The organism is Collinsella sp. AM38-1BH (assembly GCF_003467545.1).
Lineage (GTDB): Bacteria > Actinomycetota > Coriobacteriia > Coriobacteriales > Coriobacteriaceae > Collinsella.
Window position 1 is genome coordinate 1 of record NZ_QSHC01000005.1, and the last position, 22,034, is coordinate 22,034.

Consider the following 22,034-nt stretch of genomic DNA (forward strand, 5'->3'; position numbering starts at 1 on the left):
AAGTCAGACACTATGACCCAATCCAGGGGCACGGAAACGACAGGAGCCCCCGCTCGTGACCGCGGGTCGGGGCTGCGACAATGTTGTTGAAGTGCCAGAGGCGCAGCCGCGCCGCAACGAGGTTGGGAGGCTCCCGTGCCTAGATATTCTACCGCCTTCGGAATGGACGTACACCTCAGGTCCACCACCGTCTGCGCGCTCGACGCGGAGACGGGCGAGGCCGTGACGAGGAGGTTCCGCGGCAACCCCTGGGGCGAGGTCGCGGAGTGGATGTCGGGCTTCCCCGGCCCGTCGCTCGCCGCCTACGAGAGCGGCTACCTCGGCTTCGCCCCGCAGAGGGAGCTCTCCGGGCTCGGCGTCGACTGCGTCGTCGCGGCCGTCTCCAGGGTCCCGAGGTCGTCGGCAGACCTCTCGTCCAAGAACGACCGCAACGACGCGGCCAGGATGGCCAAGGCGATACTGTCGCACGACGTCACCCCGGTATGGGTGCCGTCCCCCGAGATCGAGGGGCTCAGGGACCTCGCCGGGGCCCACGACGCGGCGACCGCGAGGCTCGCGGCGGCGAAGCAGCGGCTCCTGGCGTTCCTGGCCCGCCGGGGCTACGCCTACGGCGGCACGACGCCGGCCGGAAACCCCCGGAGGTACTGGACGTACGACTTCCTCAGGTGGCTCGACAAGGTCCGGCCCGCCGACGACGGCGGCATCCGGGCGCTTGCGGCGCTGAGGAGCGAGGTCGAGGCGGCCGCCGAGACGCGCGACGACCTCCTCGCCGAGTACAGGGCCGCCGTCGCGGCGGGGCCCCCCCCCGCGGGGAGCCGCCGTCGCGGCGGGCCCCCTCTCGGCGGAGGTCGAGGCGCTCCAGTCGATCAAGGGGTGCGGGTTCGCGCTCGCCGCCGCCTTCGCGTCCGAGGTCGGCGACTTCTCGAGGTTCCGCTCCGGCAGGCAGGTGACGTCCTACTTCGGCCTCGCCCCGAAGCAGAGGTCGAGCGCGGACTCCGTGCGCCTCGGCGGGATCAGCGGGGCCGGCAACGCGCTCGTCAGGAGGCTGGCAGTCGAGGGGTCCTGGAGCTACGTCCAGGCGAGCCACCAACCGAAGCTGATGCCCAAGGGCAGCGGCGTCCCGCTCGAGGTGAGGATGCACGGGAGGAAGGGTTCCGAGCGCCTGCTCCGGCGCCGCGAGGAGATGCTCGCCAGGGGCATGCCCCAGGCGAAGGCGAACGCCGCCACCGCCGCCGAGCTCGTGAGGTGGCTGTGGGCCCTCGGCGCGATGTGCCGGGAGGCAACCGAATAGACATAGCCCCCGTCCCGGCGAGCCGGGCAGCCTTCGGGGATACCCCCGCTTTCGCTGGGCGCGCGGCAGCGGCCGCATGCGCGTAGTCAGACTTGGGGAGCCCCGCCGAAGGAATGGAGTGCGGGCCGACAGAACGGTATCCGCGGATATGAGACTGAGCCGAAGGCGTCGACGACATGCCGGGGGCGGACCGGGACGGGTTCAACGGCAGGCCCCGCCGACCGATTGCAAGCGGTCGGCGGGGCCATTGTGGCTCTTGACAGCGGATTGGGTCATATGAGCGAAAACGCCCCTAGGCGAGCAAGGTGACGTGAAAGAGGAGGGAAGCGTACTTCGGTACGCGACCGACGATTGAACGTCAGGTTGCCGCTTAGGGGCGTTTGCAGCGTCGAGCCGTTACGCGGTTTGGCAAACCGCGTAACTAAATACGCTCTGCGATCTCGTGGATGAGGTAGTCGGTCTTTTCCCAGCCCAGGCACGGGTCGGTGATCGACTTGCCAAAGACACCGCCGTCGACCGGCTGGTTGCCATCCTCCAGGTAGGACTCGATCATAAAGCCCTTGACCAGCTTGGAGATGGACTCGTTGCGGCGGCAGCTGTCGAGCACCTCCTTGCAAATGCGATACTGCTCCAGCGGACGCTTGCCCGAGTTGTCGTGGTTGCAGTCGATGACCGCTGCCGGATTGGCATAGCCGGCATGCTCGGTATAGCGTTCGGCCAGGCGCTCCAGGTGCTCGTAGTGGTAGTTGGGGTAGGTGCGACCGTCGAGACCGATGTAGCCACGCATAACGGCGTGCGCGAGCGGATTGCCGTCGCACTCGACCTCCCAGTTGCGGAAGATGAAGCTCTGGTGCGCCTGCGCGGCGTAAATGGAGTTGAGCATAACGGTGGTAGAGCCGGCAGTGGGATTCTTCATGCCGACGGGTACCGAAATGCCGCTCGACACCAGGCGATGCTCCTGGTTCTCGACCGAGCGTGCGCCCACGGCAACATAGCTCAGCAGGTCGACGAGGTATTGGTAGTTGGACGGGTAGAGCATCTCATCGGCGGTAAAGAAGCCGGTCTCCTCGATGACGCGCAGGTGCATGTGGCGGATGGCCTTGACGCCCTCGAGCAGGTCGTCGGGAGCCTCGGGGTTGGGGTTGTGCAGAAGACCCTTGTAGCCGGTGCCCTTGGTGCGCGGCTTATTGGTGTAGACGCGCGGAATGATGATGAGCTTGTCCTTGACCTCTTCGGCGACCTTGGCCAGTCGGTTCATGTACTCAAGCACCGAATCCTCGCGGTCGGCAGAGCACGGGCCGATGATGAGTACCTTGCGCGCGTCCTCGCCGGTAAAGACTTTGGCGACCTCGGCGTCAAATGCCTGCTTTTTGGCAGTAAGCTCGGCGGAAAGCGGCATCTCCTCGCGGATCTCCATGGGGATCGGCAGCCTGCGTTTGAATTCCATGGCCATAGGGGCCTCCTCAATCAATTGATGGCAATGAGAACATTGTCGAATGCTCGGCATTATCCGCTGTCGCACGCTAAAGTGCAAGTCCTTGTCACCCCGAAACCTGCCAAAAAGGGACAGGTTTATTTTGGCAGGTTTTATCTGGGCAAACGTCGGCGGATGCCGGGAGGGAGCTGCGCCACGCGGAACCCTAAGGCTGTTGCCGGTTCCCCAGGAAACACTCCGTGGGCAAAAAATGCCAAATATGAGTACTGTTGCTCACCTAGTAACATATCCGTCTAGCGAGATAATAGACAAAGTGATAAATATGTTCATTAACGTTGGCAGACAGAAGCCTGCTAACGGGCGTTTTGATTAATTCAAAGGCGTATAGGGGCCGCAAAGAGGTCGTTTGAGGTGGTTTTGGCTGTTACTAAAAAGGTGACAGTACTCATATTTGCCCTTTTTTGCCCACGGGGTCTGGAAAGCGCCGTCAATGAGGTCTCGGGGAAGGCGTTTCGAGGCTCGAAGGACACAAAACGGGGGGGCGGGGTGTCCTGCGCCCCCGTTCTCGGGCGTCATCATTTCTCTGCGGCCGTATCTACGCCGCCTCGTCGAACTGCGAGTTGTACAGGTCGGCGTAGAAGCCGCCCTGGGCGAGCAGCTCGTCGTGCGTGCCCTTCTCGACGATGTCGCCGTCACGAATTACCAAGATCACGTCGGCGTTGCGGATCGTGGACAGGCGGTGCGCGATGACAAAGCTGGTACGGCCCTGCATCAGCGCATCCATGGCACGCTGAATAAGCTCCTCGGTGCGAGTGTCAACGTTGGAGGTCGCCTCGTCCAAAATCAGCGCCGGACGGTCGGCCAGAATGGCGCGGGCGATGGTCACGAGCTGGCGCTGACCCTGCGAGAGGTTGGTGCCCTCTTCGTTGATCATAAAGTCGTAACCGCCGGCGAGCGTATGGATAAAGTGGTCGCAGCGTGCGGCGCGTGCAGCGGCTTCGACCTCGGCATCGCTCGCGTCGGGGCGTCCGTAGCGGATGTTCTCGCGGATCGTGCCGTTAAACAGCCAGGTATCCTGCAGTACCATAGCAAACTCGCCGCGCAGCGCCGCGCGATCCCAATCGCGCACGTCGATGCCCTCGACGCGCAGCGAACCGCCGTCCACATCGTAGAAGCGCTGCAGCAGCTTGATGAGCGTGGTCTTGCCGGCGCCGGTGGGGCCGACGATGGCGATGGTCTGGCCGGGCTGCGCCTCGCAGCTAAAGTCGTGGATGATGGTCTTGTCGGGCGTGTAGCCAAACTTGACATGGTCAAACTCCACGTGGCCGGGGCGCTTCTCGGGAATCTGCGCGTCGGCTTTCTGCTCCTCCTCGGGCGCGGCTAGGAACTCAAAGACGCGCTCGGTGGCAGCGGCCATCGACTGCATCGTGTTGCTCACGTTGCCCAGCTGCTGCACCGGCTGCGTAAAGTTGCGCACGTACTGGATAAAGCTCTGGATGTCGCCGGGCGTGGCATTGCCGGTCAGCGCAAGTTGCGCGCCCACCACGACGACGCCCACGTAGCCCATGTTACCCACCAGGCTCATAAGCGGCATCATCAGGCCCGATAGGAACTGCGAGCGCCAGCCACTAATAAAGAGCCGGTCGTTTTGACGGTCGAACTCCTCGATCGAGGCCTCGGCGCGGTCGAACACCTGAATGACGTTCTGGCCGGCAAAGTCCTCCTCGATAATGCCGTTGACCGCGCCCAGAACCTGCTGTTGCTCGCGGAAGTACGGCTGCGAGAAGTGAATCATCACGGCCAGGATAATCGCGGCTGCCGGCAGCGTGAGCACGGTGACGCCGGTGAGCGGCAGGCTGATCGACAGCATCATGACGAGCACGCCGATAATCTGCGTTATCGACGTGATGAGCTGCGTCACGCTCTGGTTGAGCGACTGACCCAGCGTGTCGACGTCGTTGGTGATGCGGCTGAGTACGTCGCCCTTGCTGTGGCCGTTAAAGTAACTCATCGGCACGACGGCGATTTTGGCGGCAATCTCCTTGCGCATGCGATAGCAGATCTTTTGCGTGACGCCGGTCATGAGCCAGCCCTGGATGAGGCTGCAAACAGAGCTTGCCAGATACAGGCAGAGCAAAAAGCCGAGCGTCTTGGCGATCCAGGCAAAGTCGACGTCGCCGGTGCCGTTGACCTTGGCAACCAGGCCTTCGAACAGTTTGGTGGTAACCTGGCCGAGCACCTTGGGTCCCACAATGTTAAAGATGACCGAGCACACGGCAAAGGCGACGGCGGCAAGCACGGCAATCTTGTGCTGGCCGATATAGCCGAGCAGCTGCCTCATGGTGCCCTTAAAGTCCTTGGCCTTTTCGCCGCGACGCATGCCGCCCATGCGGCCCATGGGACCACGCTGGCGGGTGGGCTTGGGAATCTGAGTCTTGGTCTCGTCTGCCATTAGCGCTCGCCTCCTTCCGTGACGGCTGCAATTTCTTCTTGGGTAAGCCCCAGCTCTTCGGCGGAAAGCTGTGACTGTGCGATCTCCAGGTACGCCGGGCAGCTGTGCAGCAGCTCCTCGTGCGTACCGGTGCCCACCACGTGACCGTCGTCGAGCACGATAATCTGGTCGGCGTGCATGATAGTCGCGATGCGCTGGGCCACGACCACGAGCGCGGCGTCGGTAACGTTTTTGGCCAGCTCCTCGCGCAGGCGCGCGTCGGTCTTGTAGTCGAGGGCACTAAACGAGTCATCGAACACCACAACCTCGGGCTTTTTGGCCAATGCGCGGGCGATGGCCAAGCGCTGGCGCTGACCACCCGAGACATTGGAGCCTCCCTGGCTGATGGGGGAGTCGTAGCCGCCCTCGCGCTCGGCGATAAAGTCCTCGGCTTGGGCGATGCGTGCCGCCCGGTGCATGTCATCATCGCTCACCATGTCGCCGGCAAACTTGAGGTTGCTCTCGACGGTGCCCGAGAACAGGCGACCCTGCTGCGGGATGTAACCAATGCGGCGGCGAAGCTCGGAAAGGGTCATGTCGCGCACGTCGATGCCGTCGAGCGAAATGCTGCCGCCCGTGACGTCGTATAAGCGCGGAATCAGCTGTACGAGCGTGGACTTGCCCGAGCCCGTGGAGCCAATGATGCCGAGCATCTGACCGGCATGCGTGGTGAAGTTCACGCCGCTGATGACGTCGGCGCGGGCATCGGGATACTGGAAGCTCACGTCGCGGAAGGTGAGCTCACCGCGCGGCGCGCTGGCCGTGGGCAGTTTGGGCGAGGCGGGGTCGTTGATGCTCGTGGGGCAGGTGATGACCTCTTCCACGCGCTCGGCTGCGACCTCGGCACGGGGCAGAATGACCGAAACCATGGTGAGGATCATAAACGCCATAACGATCTGCATGGTGTAGGAGATAAACGCCATCATGTTGCCGACCTGCATCACGCCGTCGGACACGCCTTGGGCGCCAAACCAGACGATGAGCACGGTGATGCAGTTCATGACGAGCATCATGAGCGGCATCATAAAGCTCATGGCTCGGTTGGTGTAGAGCTGCGTGGTCATCAGGTCGAGCGACGCCTTGTCAAAACGCTCGAGCTCATGCTCCTCGCGGTTGAACGAGCGGATGGGCATAAGACCGTCGAGCAGCTCGCGGGCGGTAAGGTTCACACGGTCCACGTAACTTTGCATCTTTTTGAACTTGGGCATGGTGAGGCCCATGAGCACGCCGACGACGGCCGAGACCGCGATGATGGCCACGGCGATGGTCCACTCCAGGCCGGTGTGGTTGGCCAGGACACGCATGACAGCGACGATGCCCATGACGGGAGCCATCAGGCACATGCGGATAAACAGGGTTGCGGCCATCTGGATCTGCTGAATGTCGTTGGTGCAGCGGGTGATGAGCGAGGCCTGGCTAAACTTGCCCACCTCGGCCGGCGAGAAGTGCATAACCTTGTTGAAGGTCTCGCGGCGCAGGTCGCGGGCGATGGAGCAGGCGGTGCGCGACGCCACGGCGCCGGTCAGGATGGTGGCGACGAGCGACACCAGACACAGACCAAACATCGTGGTCGCCATGCGGCCCAGGTAGGCGTTCTGCACGTCGGCGGGGTCGATGCCCTGTGCCTTGTACTCGTCCTGCACATAGCTCACGGCGCGCTGGGTGACGATGGAGCCCGACATGGAGCCCATTTTGTCTGCCATTTGGTTGGCGCCCTCGACGAGCTTGCCCTGATCGATAAGACCGCCTTCAACGCCTAGGCGCAGGCTCTTCATGGTGATCTTACCGCCGTCGGCGTCGATCTGCTTTTGCATGCTCTGCGCGGCTGCGGCCTTCTGCTGCATCTCGGCGAGCTGCTCGGGCGTCATCGCTGCCATCTGCTCGGGGGTGGGCATGGCCTGAGCGGCGCCGCCATCGCTTGCCTCGGTGGATGCGCCGGTCATGTCGCCCATGGAGTCGGCGTCAATGCCCTGGTTGAAGGCGAGCACGACGGTCTCAGGCAGGCTCATGATGTCGGCAATCTTGTCGCCGTCGCCGCGCTCCTCCTCGGTGCCCTTGTACGTTCGAATGCCGTTATTGTCCGCCTTACTAAACACGGCCTCCACAGCTTTGGCGTCCTTGGCGCTCATAAAGAGTTCGAGGTCGTCGAGCGATTCGGCGCGAATGGTGTCGGGCACGGGCGAGGCGATGCCGCCTTGCTGCACGCCCACGTCGACGATGTCGCTCATATAGGTAGGCAGCGCCAGATCGGCGTTGCAGCTGATTACGATAAGTACGATAGCTGCGAGCAGTGCCAGGACATGCTTTTTAAAGAGCTTGAGAATCCTCACTCGGCATCTCTCCTTTCTTGATTGTGGTCGATAATTTCGTTGGCACGCCTTAGAAGACGCACCATCTCTTGGGTATCTGTTTCGCCGAGCTGTTCGAGGAAAGCCGCGGTGCGGTCCTCGAATTCCCGGCGTTTGATTTCGAGATCCTGGAATCCCTTGTCGGTCACTATGACGTGTACGCGACGACGGTCGGTCTTTGAGTGCTCACGCTCAACCCAGCCCTTGGCTTCGAGAGCGCGTAGGATATTGGCAATGCGGGCGTTCGAGACCCAGGCGCGATCAGCGAGTTCGCTCGGCGTGAGCGAACCGCCAGCGAGCATAAGGGCGCGCATGACAGCCATCTCGCCGCTGAGAGCTTTGTCCACAAAGCGCGAAACGCGCTGGTGAATGCCGCCAAACTCGGTAAGGAGCTGACTCCCAAGCTCATGGAAATCGGTATCTTCCACCGAAAACCCCTAACACTAGAAACTATTTTCGGTGAAAGATGATACCCCTGCACGCGCGCCCTATACGGAAGATTTTTGGGACATGCCTAGAAAACTGCCTTTAGGCGATCTCCGTACACCGTCGGTGCCAGCAAAGTTAAGGGCAGATCTCTAGGCATGTCCCAAAAACTACCTGGTTGCTAGGCAATATAAAGAACGCATAAAGAATTAAAATCATTCAAGAATTGCAGCGTTTCAAAGAACTATCATGCACGCGGTTAGGCGAGGGGTTGTCACCACCATGACGACTGGGACTCATATAATCGCCACGTGCGATGCTCCAACTTCCCGCGAGGAGACACCTTATATAAAGGGGGATGGAGTCATGGCATTTGACTTCACGGGCAAGACCGCGATTGTCACGGGCGGCACTCAGGGCATTGGCCTCGAGATCGCCAAGGGCATCGTCGCGGGCGGCGGACATGTCGCGCTCATCGCAAGGAACGCTGCTAAGGGCGAGGCCGCTGTGGCCGAGCTTGGCGAGGGCAACAAGTTTTATCAGCTCGATGTCGCTGATGCGCCCAAGGCGCGCGAGACCGTCGAACAGATTTTCGCAGACCTGCCGCAAACCAATATCCTGATCAACTGCGCTGGCGTCATCAGCACCAAGAAGTTCGACGAGATCGACGACACCGAGTGGCGCCGTACCATCGACATCAACCTCAACGGCACCTTTACCATGATGAACGCCGTGTACCCGCACTTTAAGGCTGCCCATGCCGGCACTATCGTCAACGTGAGCTCTGTTGCTGGCAAGATCGGCGGCGGCCTGCTCGGCACCGCGGCTTACGCGAGCTCCAAGGCCGGTGTTAACGGTCTAACCAAGGCAGTCGCCAAGGAGGGCGGTAGGTTCGGCGTTCGCTGCAACGCTGTGTGCCCGTCGCTCACGTTGACCGATATGACCTCGATTCTCTCTGACGAGAACTCTCAGCGCATCATCAACGGTATTCCTCTGGGCCGTGCCGCCCAGGCCAGCGAGCCTGCGCAGATGGTGCTCTTCTTTGCCTCCGACCTCGCCAGCTTCGTGAACGGCGAGATCGGTGACTGCGACGGTGGCATCGTTCTGGACGGGTAATACCCCGCGACGTTAATTCGGCGACGGCTCCTGCGACTCGGGACCGTCGCCTTCTTTCTGGCACAGGAGCGTGCGACCGCGTGCCACACGCATCAAAAGGAGATATAAATGAGTGAATCGACTGTGGTGGAGGCGCCGGCGGCAAAGGAGCCGTTCTTTAAGATGTCCTCCATCCCGGGTGCCAATATTTTGGTGCCGCTTCTGCTGGGCTGCCTGCTCAACACGCTATTCCCCGATCTGTTCAAAACGCTCGGCAGCTTTACGCTTGGCATGACCCAGCAGGGTGCAGGCCCGCTCGTGGGCGCTTTTTTGCTTATCGTCGGTACGACGATTTCGTTTAAGAGTGCTCCTGCCGCCGCTGCCCGCGGTGCCATCATCATCGCCGTCAAGCAAATCGTGGTCGTTGCCGTGTCGCTGCTCATCCTTTATGTGTTCAACGACAACCTGTTTGGCATCTCTGCCATGGTGATGCTGGCGGCTTGCACCGGCGCCAACAACGCTATGTACGCTGGTCTGATGGGCACCATGGGCAATGAGGCCGAGCGTGGCGCTGTCGCAATCACCACGCTCGTTGTCGGCCCTCCGGTCACGATGATCGTGCTCGGCGCTGCCGGCCAGGCTCCGATCGGCTGGTCGCTCGTGGGTGCCATCCTGCCGATCGTCGTCGGCATTATTCTGGGCAACGTCTTCCCCAGCTTTAAGAAGATGATGGCACCGGCACTTTCCGCCGTCATCGTGCTCGTCTTCTTTGCCATGGGCTCGACCATGACCTTTGGCCAGCTCATTAATGGCGGTCTTCCCGGTATTCTGCTCGGCGTGATCTGCTCGGTGATCTTTGCAATTCCCGTCATCGCGGTCGACAAGCTCACGGGCGGCACGGGTGTCGCAGGTGCGGCCATTTCGAGCTGCGCCGGAGCCAATGTGGCTACGCCTGCTGCCATGGCAAGCGTCAACGGGGCCACGTACGGTGGCGCCGTGCTCGCGACGGCTACGGCACAGGTTGCTGCCTGCGCAATCGTGACGGCTATATTGACCCCGCTGGTCACCAGCTGGTGCTACAAGCATTTTGAGGGCCAGCAGAGCAACAGCAAGGCAACGACCGACAAGGCTTCCGCAGCCGCCTAATGCCAAACGGCAATCAAAGCTAAATAACTAGCCACGCCATAGGGCGGCCCTGGGGGAAATCCCGTGGCCGCCCTTCAGTTTCTGAAGGGTCTCTGGGGTACTTTACCCTGATAAAGCTGACATAACAGCTAGAGTGAACGTCGTACAAAGGCAAGGAAAAATACCAAAGAAATCGGTGAACGGTAGTTGTTCGCGCTCGCATTTCCTGCGGGTTTGTAAAAAACGCCATTATGATATAAAAAAAGAAACATATAACAGCCCAGATGGAGAGGGTCGCTATGTTATCCTTCTCAAACGGGTGAAATCTTGGGTTTTGGGTTGTAGTTCCAAGGTGGATAAACGTTTTCCCTACACCAACGTGTGGTGAAGAACGGAAGAAGCCGGTAGTGCAAGCCGAACATTCAAGAATTCAATAAGCAGCGGTGTGAGAGAGCGCCGCATTACACGTAACTAGGAGCGTGGTTACACAATGCAGGAGGCATGGGAAGGCTTCAAGGAAGGCATCTGGACGGGAGAGGTTGACGTCCGAGACTTCATCCAGAAGAACTACACCCCCTACGAGGGCGACGAGTCGTTCCTCGCCGGCCCGACCGAGCGTACCAAGGAGCTGTGGGGCGAGGTTCTCGACCTGCTGCTTAAGGAGCGCGAGCAGGGCGGTGTCCTCGATATGGACACCAAGACCGTCACGGGTATCGTGAGCCACCCCGCTGGCTACATCGATAACGCCCACCGCGAGAAGGAGACCATCGTCGGCCTCCAGACCGACAAGCCGCTCAAGCGCGCGCTGCACGTCAACGGCGGTATCCGCATCGCTTGCCAGGCTGCCAGCCAGCACGGCTATAAGGTCGACGAGAACGTTGTCGAGCGCTACACCTTCGAGCGCAAGACCCACAACGCCGGCGTCTTCGATGTCTACACCCCCGAGATGCGTGCTTGCCGCTCGGCTCACATCATCACCGGTCTGCCCGATGGCTATGGCCGCGGCCGCATCATCGGCGACTACCGTCGTGTTGCCCTGTACGGCGTCGACTACCTGATTAAGGACAAGGAGGCCCAGAAGGCTTCCACCCCGACGGTCATGACCGCCGACAACATCCGCGATCGCGAGGAGCTGCAGGAGCAGATCCGCGCCCTCGGCGAGCTCAAGATGATGGCCGAGACCTATGGTTTCGACATTTCCAACCCTGCTACCAACACGCAGGAGGCCATCCAGTGGATGTACTTCGCCTACCTCGCTGCCGTCAAGGAGCAGAACGGCGCCGCTATGTCCATCGGCCGTACCTCTACGTTCATCGACATCTACGCTGAGCGCGACCTTGCCAACGGTACCTTCACCGAGGAGCAGATCCAGGAGTTCGTGGATCACTTCATCATGAAGCTCCGCATGGTCAAGTTTGCCCGTACCCCCGAGTACCAGGCCCTGTTTACCGGCGATCCGCAGTGGGTCACCGAGTCCATCGGCGGCATGGGTGTTGACGGCCGTACGCTCGTTACCAAGATGAGCTACCGCTACCTGCACACGCTCGAGAACATGGGCACCAGCCCCGAGCCCAACATGACCGTTCTGTGGTCGACCCGTCTGCCCGAGAACTTCAAGAAGTTCTGCGCCAAGACTTCTGTCGCCAGCTCCTCGATCCAGTACGAGAACGACGACCTCATGCGCGTCTATCACGGCGACGACTACGGTATCGCCTGCTGCGTGTCCTCCATGCGCATTGGCAAGGAGATGCAGTTCTTCGGCGCTCGCGCCAACCTGGCTAAGTGCCTGCTGTATGCACTCAACGGCGGTGTTGACGAGGTCTCCAAGAAGCAGGTCGGCCCCAAGTACCGCGCCGTCGAGGGCGATACGCTCGATTACGACGACGTTGTGGCCAAGTACAACGACATGATGAAGTGGCTCGCTGGCGTGTACGTCAACTCGCTGAACATCATTCACTACATGCACGACAAGTATTGCTACGAGCGCATCCAGATGGCTCTGCACGACAAGCACGTGCACCGCTGGTTCGCTACGGGCATCGCTGGCCTTTCCGTCGTGGCTGACTCCCTGTCCGCCATCAAGTACGCCAAGGTCCACCCCGTCCGTGACGAGAACGGCATCATCGTCGACTTCGAGACCGAGGGCGATTTCCCCAAGTACGGTAACGACGACGACCGCGTCGACCAGATCGCTCACGACGTTGTGCACCAGTTCATGGAGTACATCCGCATGAACGACACCTATCGCAACTCCGTGCCCACGACCTCGGTTCTGACCATTACCTCCAACGTCGTGTACGGTAAGAAGACCGGCTCCACGCCCGACGGCCGCAAGGCTGGCCAGCCGTTCGCCCCGGGTGCTAACCCCATGCACAAGCGCGATAGCCACGGCGCCATCGCTTCGCTGTCTTCGGTTTCCAAGCTCCCGTTCCGCGATGCTCAGGACGGCATCTCCAACACCTTCTCCATCATCCCGAGTGCGCTCGGCAAGGAGGACCAGGTGTTCTTTGGCGATATCGACCTTGATCAGCTGGGCGAGTAACTATTGTTAGTGCTATACTAACAATAACGATTACTGATTAGCGCGCCGGTTTCGGCCGGCTCCTATTAATCGAAGGAGACACATTATGAAGGTTTCTGAAGTTTCCGAGACTCAGGCCGATAACCTGGTCCACATGCTCGACGCTTACGCTGAGAAGGGTGGCCACCACCTGAACATCAACGTCTTCAACCGTGAGACGCTGCTCGACGCTCAGGCTCACCCCGAGAAGTACCCGCAGCTGACCATCCGCGTTTCCGGCTATGCCGTGAACTTCCACACGCTCACCAAGGAGCAGCAGGACGAGGTCATTGCGCGTACCTTCCACGACAAGTTCTAAAGGGTTCAACTCCTGTAGGATTACTGGGGCCGGTTTTGGGTTATTTCCCAAAACGTCCTCGGACATGCAAAGAGGCTCCGCTGCGCGCGTTGCGCGGCGGAGCCTCTTTGCGTCCTGCGGGATGTTTTGGAAAATAACCCAAAACCGGCCATGTGGGGTCCTTTGGAGTCACCCTTTAGGCGGAACTCTCCTAATTATTTGGATGAGTCGTTTACTTACTTGTGCTGTTACCGTCTTCCCGCTGTTGTTGGGGTATGCTTTGTTCGTATGTAAACGTATGACATGTTGATGGGGGAGGTTGCTATGGCTCGCGAGGGCGCTCGTTCTAAGGATTCAGCTAAGCCTGGCATCAAGGAAGTTGCAGCGGTGGCGGGGGTTTCGCCTACTACGGTATCTCGCGTGCTTAATAATCGCGGCTATATTAGCCAAGAGACCCGCGATAAGGTCCATGCCGCGATGAAGCGCATCAACTATACGCCCAACGATATCGCCCGTGCCATGCTCAACGGTCGCCTGAATCTAATAGGTATGATCGTCCCCTATGTCAGCAGCCCGTTTCATGCACAAGCGGTTCAAGCCGTTGAGCGTACCCTGGCCGAAAACGGTTTTAAGATGCTGCTGTGCAATAGTGCCAATCGACCTGATCTTGAGCGTTCTTATATCGATATGCTTCGGCGCAATATGGTTGATGGCGTCATTGTCAACTCGCTTAATATCGGTGCCGAGGCGTATGCCGAGATGGGTTTGAGTCTGGTTGGTATCGACTGCGACCTTGGCGAGGCCTCTGTTCAGATTGCGAGCGACAGCTATAGTATCGGCGAACTTGCCACGCGTCGCCTGATCGATGACGGGTGTTCGCGCATCCTGTGCCTGCGCAGCAATAGCCGCATGCGCATGCCTGCCAATAAGCGTACCGATGCCTACCTCGATGTTGTTGAGCAGGCCGGTTTGCCCGCGCTTGTCCGTGAGGTCGAGTTCGTTAAGCCCGACGACGAAAAGAGCGCGGTCGTTGCGAAGATCCTCGATGAGAACCCCGATATTGACGGCATCTTTGCGGGAGACGACACGATGGCGGCTATCTGTCTTAACGTGATGAAGCAGCGCGGCTTGAGCGCTCCGGGCGATATTAAGGTCGTGGGCGCGGATGGTGCCCGCCGCACTATGACGTTTATGCCTGACTTAACAACCGTACGCCAAGATATCGATCGCATCGGAGAGCTCGCGGCGCAATCCATCATTGCTCTTATTAACGGCGAAAAGCCCGAATCGAATATCAAGCTCCCCGTTGAACTCATTGAGGGTAAAACCGCGTAGTTCATCCCGTGCCAAAAGAATTCCTCAAACACCTCTGATGACCGTTCGCCGGCATATGTCAACCGTTTGCCGACGACTGGAACTGCGAAAAGACGTATTGGTGTGAAAACGTTTGACATATGAAAACGATTGACATATCTTGCAGTTGTACCGAGTTAGTATCTCGTGAGAAAGGAAGTCTCGGATGCACAAGGTGTATTACCAGCCTGAGGGAATTTGGGTAGGCGACATCATGCCGTACGGCGAGGACGGCACGTTCTATCTCTATCATCAGCGTGACACGCGAAACCCCGGACCTTTCGGAGAGCCGTTTGGCTGGGCACTCGCGACAACCAAGGACTTCGTCAATTACAAAGACTTTGGCGAGAGCCTTGAGCGTGGCGGCGACGAGGAAGTCGACCAGTATGTTTATGCCGGCACGGTGTTTAAGGTGGGCGACAAGTACCATGCGCTCTACACTGGTTGCAATCGCGATAAGGTCAAGGCACGCTTGATGAAGCAGGTTCTTCTTCACGCAACGAGTGACGACGCCGTCAAGTGGGAGAAGAACATCGCCGAGACGCTGCTTCCGCCCCAGGAGGGTTACGATGACCGCAACTGGCGCGATCCCTTTGTGCTTTGGGATGAGGAGAACGAAGAGTACATGCTCATCCTCGGCACGCGTGTGGGCGAGGACAAGCGTCTGATGACCGGTCGTCTGGTCAAGTTCACCTCCAAGGACCTGGATACCTGGGAGTTCCAGGGCGACTGGTGGAATCCGGGCCTGTACACCATGTTCGAGATGCCTGATCTCTTTAAGATGGGCGACTGGTGGTATCTGGTGTTCTCCGAGTACAGTGATGGCAACAAGACCCGTTACCGCATGTCTCGCTCTATCAACGGTCCTTGGATCACTCCTGCGGACGATTCCTTCGATGGCCGCGCGTACTATGCCGCGCGTACCGCATTTGACGGCGAGCGCCGCGTTCTCTTTGGTTGGGTTCCTACGCGTGACGAGGGCGGCGACCCCAGCTCTTACCTGTGGGGTGGCACCTTTATGCCCCTCGAGATCGTTCAGCGTGCCGACGGAACGCTCGGCACCAAGCTTCCTGATAGCATGCTTGGCGCCTTTGGCGAGGCTAAGGCAGTCGAGGCCTTTGAGCTCTCCTGCGAGTCGGGCAAGGTCGAGCAGGTGCTCGCCGCGGATGCCGGTTCCACCTATATGCTCGATGCCGACATCGAGCTCGCCGGTGACGCTGCCGGCTTCTCGGTGAAGCTTGCCGAGGACGCCGAGTCCGGTCTTGCCTATGAGTTCCGCGCCAACCTGCGTGAGGGCAAGCTCGAGTTTACGGCGGCCCCCCAGTATCCGTGGTTCCAGGTCAACAACATGGGCCTCGAGCGTCCGTTGTTCTTTAAGGGCGAGGGCACTCATCATGTGCGCCTGGTCGTCGACGACGACATCGCGACCATCTTTGTCGATGATGTTGCGCTTAACGCTCGATTCTGCAATAAGCAGGGCCAGGGTGTGGCGCTGACGGTCACCGACGGTACGCTTAAGTGCGCAAATGCAACGATCGCGTCTCTGTAATGGCATCAAAACGTCTTATGCTTTCGTAAAGGAATGGAGAGGAACATGGACTACAAAGTAGTGTCTCAGCAAGTCGTCGATAACGTCGGCGGTCTGGAGAACATCGAGGGCGCCACGCATTGCGTTACGCGTCTGCGTCTGGTGCTCAAGGATACGAGCAAGTACAACAAGGCCGAGCTCGAGAACATCGATGGCGTCAAGGGCGTGCTGTACAACAGCGGCCAGCTCATGATCATCTTCGGTACCGGTACCGTCAACAAGGTTTACGATGAGTTTATGGCTCTGACGGGCGTTAAGGAGATCAGCGCTTCCGAGGTCAAGGGCGCCGAGGCGGACAAGAAGGGCAAGTTCTTCTCGGTCCTCAAGGTATTCTCGGACATCTTTATCCCCATCATTCCCGCTTTCGTCGGCGCTGCTATCATCATCGGCCTTAAGTCGCTGATCGTTGCCAACGGCCTCTTTGGCATGGAGGGCAGCCTCGCCGATCACAGCGAGTTCCTCAAGAACCTCGCAAGCTTCTTTGCCATTATCGCCACCACCTTCGACTACCTACCTGTCCTGGTTATGTACAGCGCGGTCAAGCGTTTTGGCGGTAACCCGATCCTGGGCATCCTCGTCGGTATCGTCATGGTTCACCCGAGCCTTATGAACCGTAACACGTTCGTTATGGACCCGACGGGTGCTGAGTACTGGAACTTCGGTCCGCTCTCCATTCCCATGGTTGCTTTCCAGGGCGGCGTGTTCCCTGCAATCCTGACTGCCTGGTTTATGGCCAAGGTCGAGAAGATTGCCCAGAAGTACATCCCCGAGGTCGTTTCGTTCGTCTTTGTCCCGACCGTTACCCTGATTCTTGCTAACGTCGCCCTGTTCACCGTGTTCGGCCCGCTCGGCAACCTGATCGGCGACGTCCTCGCCGGCGTAATCGATATCCTGTACAACAGGATGGGCGTCTTCGGTGCCTTTGTCTTTGCCGCATTCCTGCAGCCGCTCGTCGTTACCGGTACGCATCAGTTCATCCAGGGTATCGAGGCAAACCTCGTTGCCACGACTGGCTTCAACTACATCCAGGCCATCTGGTCGGTTTCCATCATCGCCCAGGGCGGCGGCGCCATCGGCATGTACCTCATTCACAAGAAGCATTCCAAAGAGCGCAACATCTGCATGTCGTCCTTTATCCCGACGCTGGTCGGTATCTCCGAGCCCGCAATCTTTGCTGCAAACATGCGCTACTCGATCATCCCGTTCATCTGCGCTTGCATCGGTGCAGGCTGCGGCGGTGCCTTCGTGAAGCTCTTTGAGGTGCGCGCCATCGGTCAGGGTCTGACCGGCGTGCTTGGCCTGCTCATCGTCACGCCCGAGACGCTCGTGTGGTATGTGGCTGGCAATCTCATCGCCTTTATCGTGCCGATCGTCTTGATCTTTGCCTACAACAAGGCAAAGGGCGTGCCGACCACTGATGAAGAGGGCGCTGGTGCTGGCTTTGATGTCAGCTTCTAGTTGAGCCGTTCAGCGTAATCTGAGGATAAGTCCATTTGGGGAAGGGCGTTCGACTCGTGTGAGTCGAGCGTCCTTCCCCATAGACGAGAAAGTCAACGGCGATGTTTAATCAAAAAAATAAGGTGACACGCGCGGACTATGAGCAGTGGCGTGCCGGACAGGATGAGACGGCGGGTCGCATCGCGTCCGACCCCGATAGGCTCCTGTTCCATGTGGAGCCTGAGCTTGGCTGGCTCAACGACCCCAACGGTTTGGTGCAGATCGGTGATACGTATCACATCTATCACCAATACGATCCATTCGATGCTGCGCATGGCGGTCCAGTGCTTTGGAATCATCTGACAACAAAGGATTTTGTGACGTACGAGAATCGCGGCCCTGTGCTGTTCCCCGATTCCGATTTGGATTCGAGCGGAGCGTATTCTGGTTCTGCCTTTGTACACGACGGCAAGATTCACTACTTCTATACCGGCAACGTCAAGCATTTTGACCGCGATGATTACGACTACGTGTTGACGGGCCGTGAGCAAAACCAGATTCATGTGGTTGCCGAGAACCCCGACGAATTGGGCGAGAAGCGCATAGCTGTTGGGCCGGTCGATTACCCCGACGATATCGGTACGCACGTGCGTGATCCCAAAATCCTTGAACACGATGGTATCTACTACATGGTTCTGGGCGCTCGTACGAAAGACGACCGCGGCTGCGTGCTTGTCTATACCTCGAGCAATCTAGAGGACTGGAGCTATGCGACGCGCATTGAGTTGGGCGAGAAGTTTGGCTTTATGTGGGAGTGCCCCGATCTGTTTGAGCTCGATGGTGAGCTTATTCTCGTTTGCTGTCCGCAGGGTGTGTCCGCCGATGGATGGCGTTACCGCAATCCGCACCAGTGCGTGTGGTTTCCCATCGAGGCCGATTGGGAGGCGCCGAGTTTTAAGATCGCCGGGCAGGGCATGCCCCCGATGGTCGATGCCGGCTTTGATTTCTACGCACCGCAGTCTTTTGAGGATGCTGCGGGTCGGCGTTTGATGATCGGGTGGTCGGGTTGCCCCGATGCGACGGCAAAAAGCCCGACGGTGGCACGCGGGTGGCAGTGCGCGTTGACGGTGCCGAGAAAACTGAGCATGCGCGATGGTAAGCTCTGTCAGCAGCCGGTGCACGAGATTGAGAGGATGCGCGGCGACTGCGTTTGCGCGACAGGCGGTGAAACCGTTGAGGAGCCGGGCCGCCTGTTTGATCTTGTGGTTTCCTGTGAGGGCGCCCAGGTGATCGAGCTCGAAATCCGCAAGGGTGTCTTTGTGCGCTATGCAGACGGGATGCTTACCCTCGACATGGGTGACGAAGGCTATGGGCGCGACCAGAGGTTGATCGAGCTCAGCGAGCTTCGCGACCTGCGCGTGCTTTCGGACACTACGATGGTCGAGATTTTTGCAAATGGCGGCGAGGCGGCACTTACGAGCCGTACCTATTCGCCGGCGGTTCCGGCGATGGAGCTGCACGCCGAGGGTGCGGCATCGATGAATTTCTACCGCCTCGTGCATTAACCGTGCGTGGAGCACGATTGGATTTGCTGGACGGAATGTGTCGCAGTTGTCGCGGCCAACTACCGCTTACCGCATATAGCGACCGTTTGTGGAATAAGTAACCCTCCTTAATAAACCGTGTGGAATCCTAGATAAGCACGGAGTTTTCCAGGGAGACGCTGTCCTTTGTTGTGTGCAAGGGGCGGCGTCTCTTTGGCGCTTGGACGCCGTTGTGCAACAGTGCGGCGGCGCGTGCCATGTATTGAAAAGCCAATGTCGAGATGGGTCGTGATAATAATGGGCAAGTACGTAATCGTGGTTGAGTCTGGGTCGGATGTGACGCCGGAGCTCTGCGAGCGCTACGGCATCGTGCGCGTGCCCATGCATGTCACGATTGGTGACGAGACCGTCGAGGACGGCTCGATCGATCCGCTCGAGATTTATTCGCGCTGCAACGAGTTTGGCGTGATGCCCAAGACCAGCGGCTGCGCGCCTGCGGATTTTGCTCACGTGTACGACCGCATTCACGCTGAGCAGCCCGATGCGACTATTCTGCATCTCGCGTATTCCGAGGCCACGACCTGCTCGCATCAATCATCGAAGATCGCCGCCAAGGGTCGCGACTACGTGTTCTCTATGGACACGCGCTTTGTCTCGGTAGGCCAGTCGCTCGTTGTCGTCGAGACCGCCAAATACATCGAGGCTCACCCCGATGCCACCGTCGACGAGATCTTTGCATTTACGAATTCCGTCATGGACCGCGTGCTGCTGGGCTTTGTTCCTACCGATCTTGCCTTTCTTAAGGCGGGCGGTCGCTTGTCCAACGTCGCATTCCTTGGCGCCCATCTGCTCAAGATTAAGCCCTGCATTGAGGTGACGGGCGGCAAGTTCGTGGCGACCAAGAAGTTCCGCGGCTCTATGCTCAAGTGCGCCCGCGCCTTTATTGACCACATGGTTGCGAAGGGCGAGATTGACTACTCGCACATTGGCCTGGCGTATTCGGTGGGCCTTTCCCAGGAGCTGCGCGATGACATGGAGGTCTATGCGCATGATCTGGGCTTTAAGGACGTTACCTGGACTCAGGTCGGCGGCGTCATCTCGAGCCATTGCGGCCCGACCGCCTTCGGTGCGGTGCTCACGCTTAAGGCGTAAAGGCCGCAGGCGAGCGTTCTTCAGCCTGACATCTCGACGTAGCCCCCAGCCATGGTGATGGGGGATAGATTAAAACGTGCCGTTCTAGTCCGAGACGTTTAAACGCAAACGCATGGGCTAGAATGACTCTGGCATTTTAATTGGTTGCATCCAAGGAGAGGCAAGGTAGCGCGAATGGCAGAAATGACGCTTGAGGGTGTGGACGCTCGTCCCGAGGACTCTGCGTTTGCCCTTGGCCGCGTGCATTCGATCGAGACGATGGGAACGGTCGACGGACCCGGCATCCGCTTTGTGGTGTTTGTTCAGGGCTGTCCCATGCGCTGCGCGTATTGCCACAATCCCGATACCTGGTCGGTCAACGGCGGCACCATGGTGACCGTCGAACACCTGATGGATGAGTTCCAGAGTAACCACGAGTTCTATCGCAGCGGTGGCATTACGGTGTCCGGCGGCGAGCCGCTCCTGCAGCCCGAGTTTTTGGCCGATCTGTTTCGTGCTATGCATAACAACCCCGATGGCCGTGTACATACCTGCCTAGATAGCTGTGGCTATGCATTTGACCCCAACCACCCCGAGAAGTTCGATGCCGTGCTCAACGAGACCGACATGGTACTGCTCGATATTAAGCATGCCGACCCGGTCGAGCATAAAAAGCTGACCGGTTGCGATCCCGCACGCATCTTGGCGTTCGGCGATGAACTTGCACGTCGCAAGATCAAGGTCGTTATCCGCCACGTGGTGGTGCCGGGCATTACCGACACGGTGGAGGAGTGCGAGAAGCTCGGTCGCCTCATCGCTCCATGGCACAACGTGGTGGGCCTGGAAATGCTGCCGTATCACACGATGGGTGTCGTCAAGTACGAGCAACTGGGCATTCCCTATAAGCTTGAGGGCGTACCTCAGATGGATACCGCGCGCATGCCCGAGCTGCGCAATGCCGTTATGGCCGGTATGAAAAAGCGCCGTGCGGAGCTCAGGTCGGCCATCGGCTAACAAGCCATTTTTGCCCCTTTATGATACCCGAGCTGTACTGGCCTAACGGCTTGGTGCTGACACGGTTGAGCCAAAATGCTGGTACCATACCGTGGATAAGCAATTTGCACGGATTTGGGGGATGGCATGGCAACCATCGCGATCATAGGCGCACTCGAAAAAGAGGTTGCGCAGATTAAGGAAGAGCTGAGTGGCACGCATGAGTCGCAGGAGGCGGGCTTGACCGTTGTGAACGGTGGGCTTTCGGGTCTGACAGTAGTCGCCACGACGGCAGGCATGGGGACCGTGAACGCCGCTGCCGCAACGCAGCATCTCATCAGCAAATACGCCCCGCAGGCCGTTGTGTTTTCGGGCATTGCGGGCGGCCTAAACCCTAAACTCCATATTAACGACGTGGTTATAGGCAAGTGCCTGCGCTATCTGGATACCGATACGGCACTCATCGCCGAGTCGGCGCCGGGGCTCGAGGAGTTTGTCTCGACACCGGCGTTGGCTGATGTTGCCGCCGCCGTGCTTGCCGAGCATGGATTTGTGGATGCCTCGGCGGATGAGACTTCTGCGGAGAAGGACCCCAAGCAGTTCCTGTGTGGCACTATCGCCACGGGTGATCGCTTTGTTACGGGTGACGCCATGCGTAACGCTGCGATTGAGGCCACGCATGCCGATTGCGTCGAGATGGAGGGCGCGGCAATTGCGCACATCGCGGCCAAGAATGGTGTCGATTGCCTGGTACTGCGCGCTATCAGCGATAATTGTGACGAGGCATATGACGCGTTTTGCGAGCGCGAGTTCGATCTGGACGAGTACGCTCGCACCGCGAGCGGCATCACGCTTGACATCGTTCGTCGTATCGCCGCCGCGCAATAGCACGCCCGTTTTGTAAGAACCTACGACCAAG

Annotated in this window: 15 protein-coding genes and 2 pseudogenes; 13 read left to right on the forward strand and 4 right to left on the reverse strand. The window is 59.3% G+C overall.

The features are described from left to right. Positions 1-162: 162 nt before the first annotated feature. A pseudogene (locus DW870_RS09595) lies at positions 163-579 on the forward strand (transposase); the annotation flags it as partial. Positions 580-862: 283 nt separating this feature from the next. Continuing rightward, positions 863-1,291 (forward strand): annotated as a pseudogene (locus DW870_RS09470) (transposase); the annotation flags it as partial. Positions 1,292-1,712: 421 nt separating this feature from the next. Here DW870_RS09470 and DW870_RS03380 read toward each other — a convergent pair. The 4 genes from DW870_RS03380 to DW870_RS03400 all read right to left on the reverse strand — a co-directional run bounded on the left by DW870_RS03380 (position 1,713) and on the right by DW870_RS03400 (position 7,993). Beyond that, a complete protein-coding gene (locus DW870_RS03380) occupies positions 1,713-2,744 on the reverse strand; it encodes a 3-deoxy-7-phosphoheptulonate synthase (RefSeq protein WP_117769878.1) in 1,032 nt (343 codons plus the stop codon). A 577-nt stretch (positions 2,745-3,321) separates the two neighbouring features. Continuing rightward, positions 3,322-5,178, reverse strand: coding sequence for an ABC transporter ATP-binding protein (locus DW870_RS03390; RefSeq protein WP_117770074.1), 1,857 nt, complete (start codon positions 5,176-5,178; stop codon positions 3,322-3,324). Continuing rightward, positions 5,178-7,547 (reverse strand): ABC transporter ATP-binding protein, encoded by a 2,370-nt coding sequence (locus DW870_RS03395; protein ID WP_117847965.1) that lies wholly within the window; start codon positions 7,545-7,547, stop codon positions 5,178-5,180. Before DW870_RS03395 ends, DW870_RS03390 begins: the two co-directional genes overlap by 1 nt. Next, positions 7,544-7,993 carry a MarR family winged helix-turn-helix transcriptional regulator gene (locus DW870_RS03400; protein WP_117840216.1) on the reverse strand — a complete coding sequence of 150 codons (450 nt, stop codon included), beginning with the start codon at positions 7,991-7,993 and terminating at the stop codon, positions 7,544-7,546. Before DW870_RS03400 ends, DW870_RS03395 begins: the two co-directional genes overlap by 4 nt. Before the next feature lie 364 nt (positions 7,994-8,357). On the opposite strand from DW870_RS03400, the gene DW870_RS03405 reads away from it, so the two are divergent. The 11 genes from DW870_RS03405 to mtnN all read left to right on the forward strand — a co-directional run bounded on the left by DW870_RS03405 (position 8,358) and on the right by mtnN (position 22,003). Continuing rightward, on the forward strand, positions 8,358-9,107 hold the full coding sequence (locus DW870_RS03405; RefSeq protein ID WP_117770076.1) for an SDR family NAD(P)-dependent oxidoreductase: 750 nt from the start codon (positions 8,358-8,360) through the stop codon (positions 9,105-9,107). A 108-nt stretch (positions 9,108-9,215) separates the two neighbouring features. Beyond that, positions 9,216-10,232 (forward strand): 2-keto-3-deoxygluconate permease, encoded by a 1,017-nt coding sequence (locus DW870_RS03410; protein ID WP_117770077.1) that lies wholly within the window; start codon positions 9,216-9,218, stop codon positions 10,230-10,232. A gap of 469 nt (positions 10,233-10,701) precedes the next feature. Then, positions 10,702-12,753: a formate C-acetyltransferase gene (gene pflB / locus DW870_RS03415; RefSeq protein WP_022093918.1), complete on the forward strand. Its 2,052-nt coding sequence runs from the start codon at positions 10,702-10,704 to the stop codon at positions 12,751-12,753. An 85-nt stretch (positions 12,754-12,838) separates the two neighbouring features. Next, on the forward strand, positions 12,839-13,090 hold the full coding sequence (grcA3, locus tag DW870_RS03420; protein ID WP_006234861.1) for an autonomous glycyl radical cofactor GrcA3: 252 nt from the start codon (positions 12,839-12,841) through the stop codon (positions 13,088-13,090). A 303-nt stretch (positions 13,091-13,393) separates the two neighbouring features. Further along, the gene (locus DW870_RS03425; RefSeq protein WP_233504626.1) at positions 13,394-14,404 is read left to right on the forward strand and encodes a LacI family DNA-binding transcriptional regulator; all 1,011 of its coding nucleotides are present in this window, start codon (positions 13,394-13,396) and stop codon (positions 14,402-14,404) included. 184 nt (positions 14,405-14,588) lie between these two features. Then, positions 14,589-15,971 (forward strand): family 43 glycosylhydrolase, encoded by a 1,383-nt coding sequence (locus tag DW870_RS03430; RefSeq protein WP_117743236.1) that lies wholly within the window; start codon positions 14,589-14,591, stop codon positions 15,969-15,971. A 45-nt stretch (positions 15,972-16,016) separates the two neighbouring features. Continuing rightward, entirely contained in the window at positions 16,017-17,468 is a 1,452-nt protein-coding gene (locus tag DW870_RS03435) for a PTS transporter subunit EIIC (RefSeq protein WP_040358954.1), read from the forward strand. A gap of 101 nt (positions 17,469-17,569) precedes the next feature. Continuing rightward, entirely contained in the window at positions 17,570-19,012 is a 1,443-nt protein-coding gene (locus tag DW870_RS03440) for a glycoside hydrolase family 32 protein (RefSeq protein WP_117766532.1), read from the forward strand. A 276-nt stretch (positions 19,013-19,288) separates the two neighbouring features. Next, positions 19,289-20,143, forward strand: a complete 855-nt coding sequence (locus DW870_RS03445) for a DegV family protein (protein WP_233504627.1) — start codon at positions 19,289-19,291, stop codon at positions 20,141-20,143. 174 nt (positions 20,144-20,317) lie between these two features. Next, the gene (gene pflA / locus DW870_RS03450; protein ID WP_117766536.1) at positions 20,318-21,136 is read left to right on the forward strand and encodes a pyruvate formate-lyase-activating protein; all 819 of its coding nucleotides are present in this window, start codon (positions 20,318-20,320) and stop codon (positions 21,134-21,136) included. Positions 21,137-21,262: 126 nt separating this feature from the next. Continuing rightward, entirely contained in the window at positions 21,263-22,003 is a 741-nt protein-coding gene (gene mtnN, locus DW870_RS03455) for a 5'-methylthioadenosine/S-adenosylhomocysteine nucleosidase (RefSeq protein ID WP_117766538.1), read from the forward strand. The last annotated feature ends 31 nt before the right edge of the window (positions 22,004-22,034 follow it).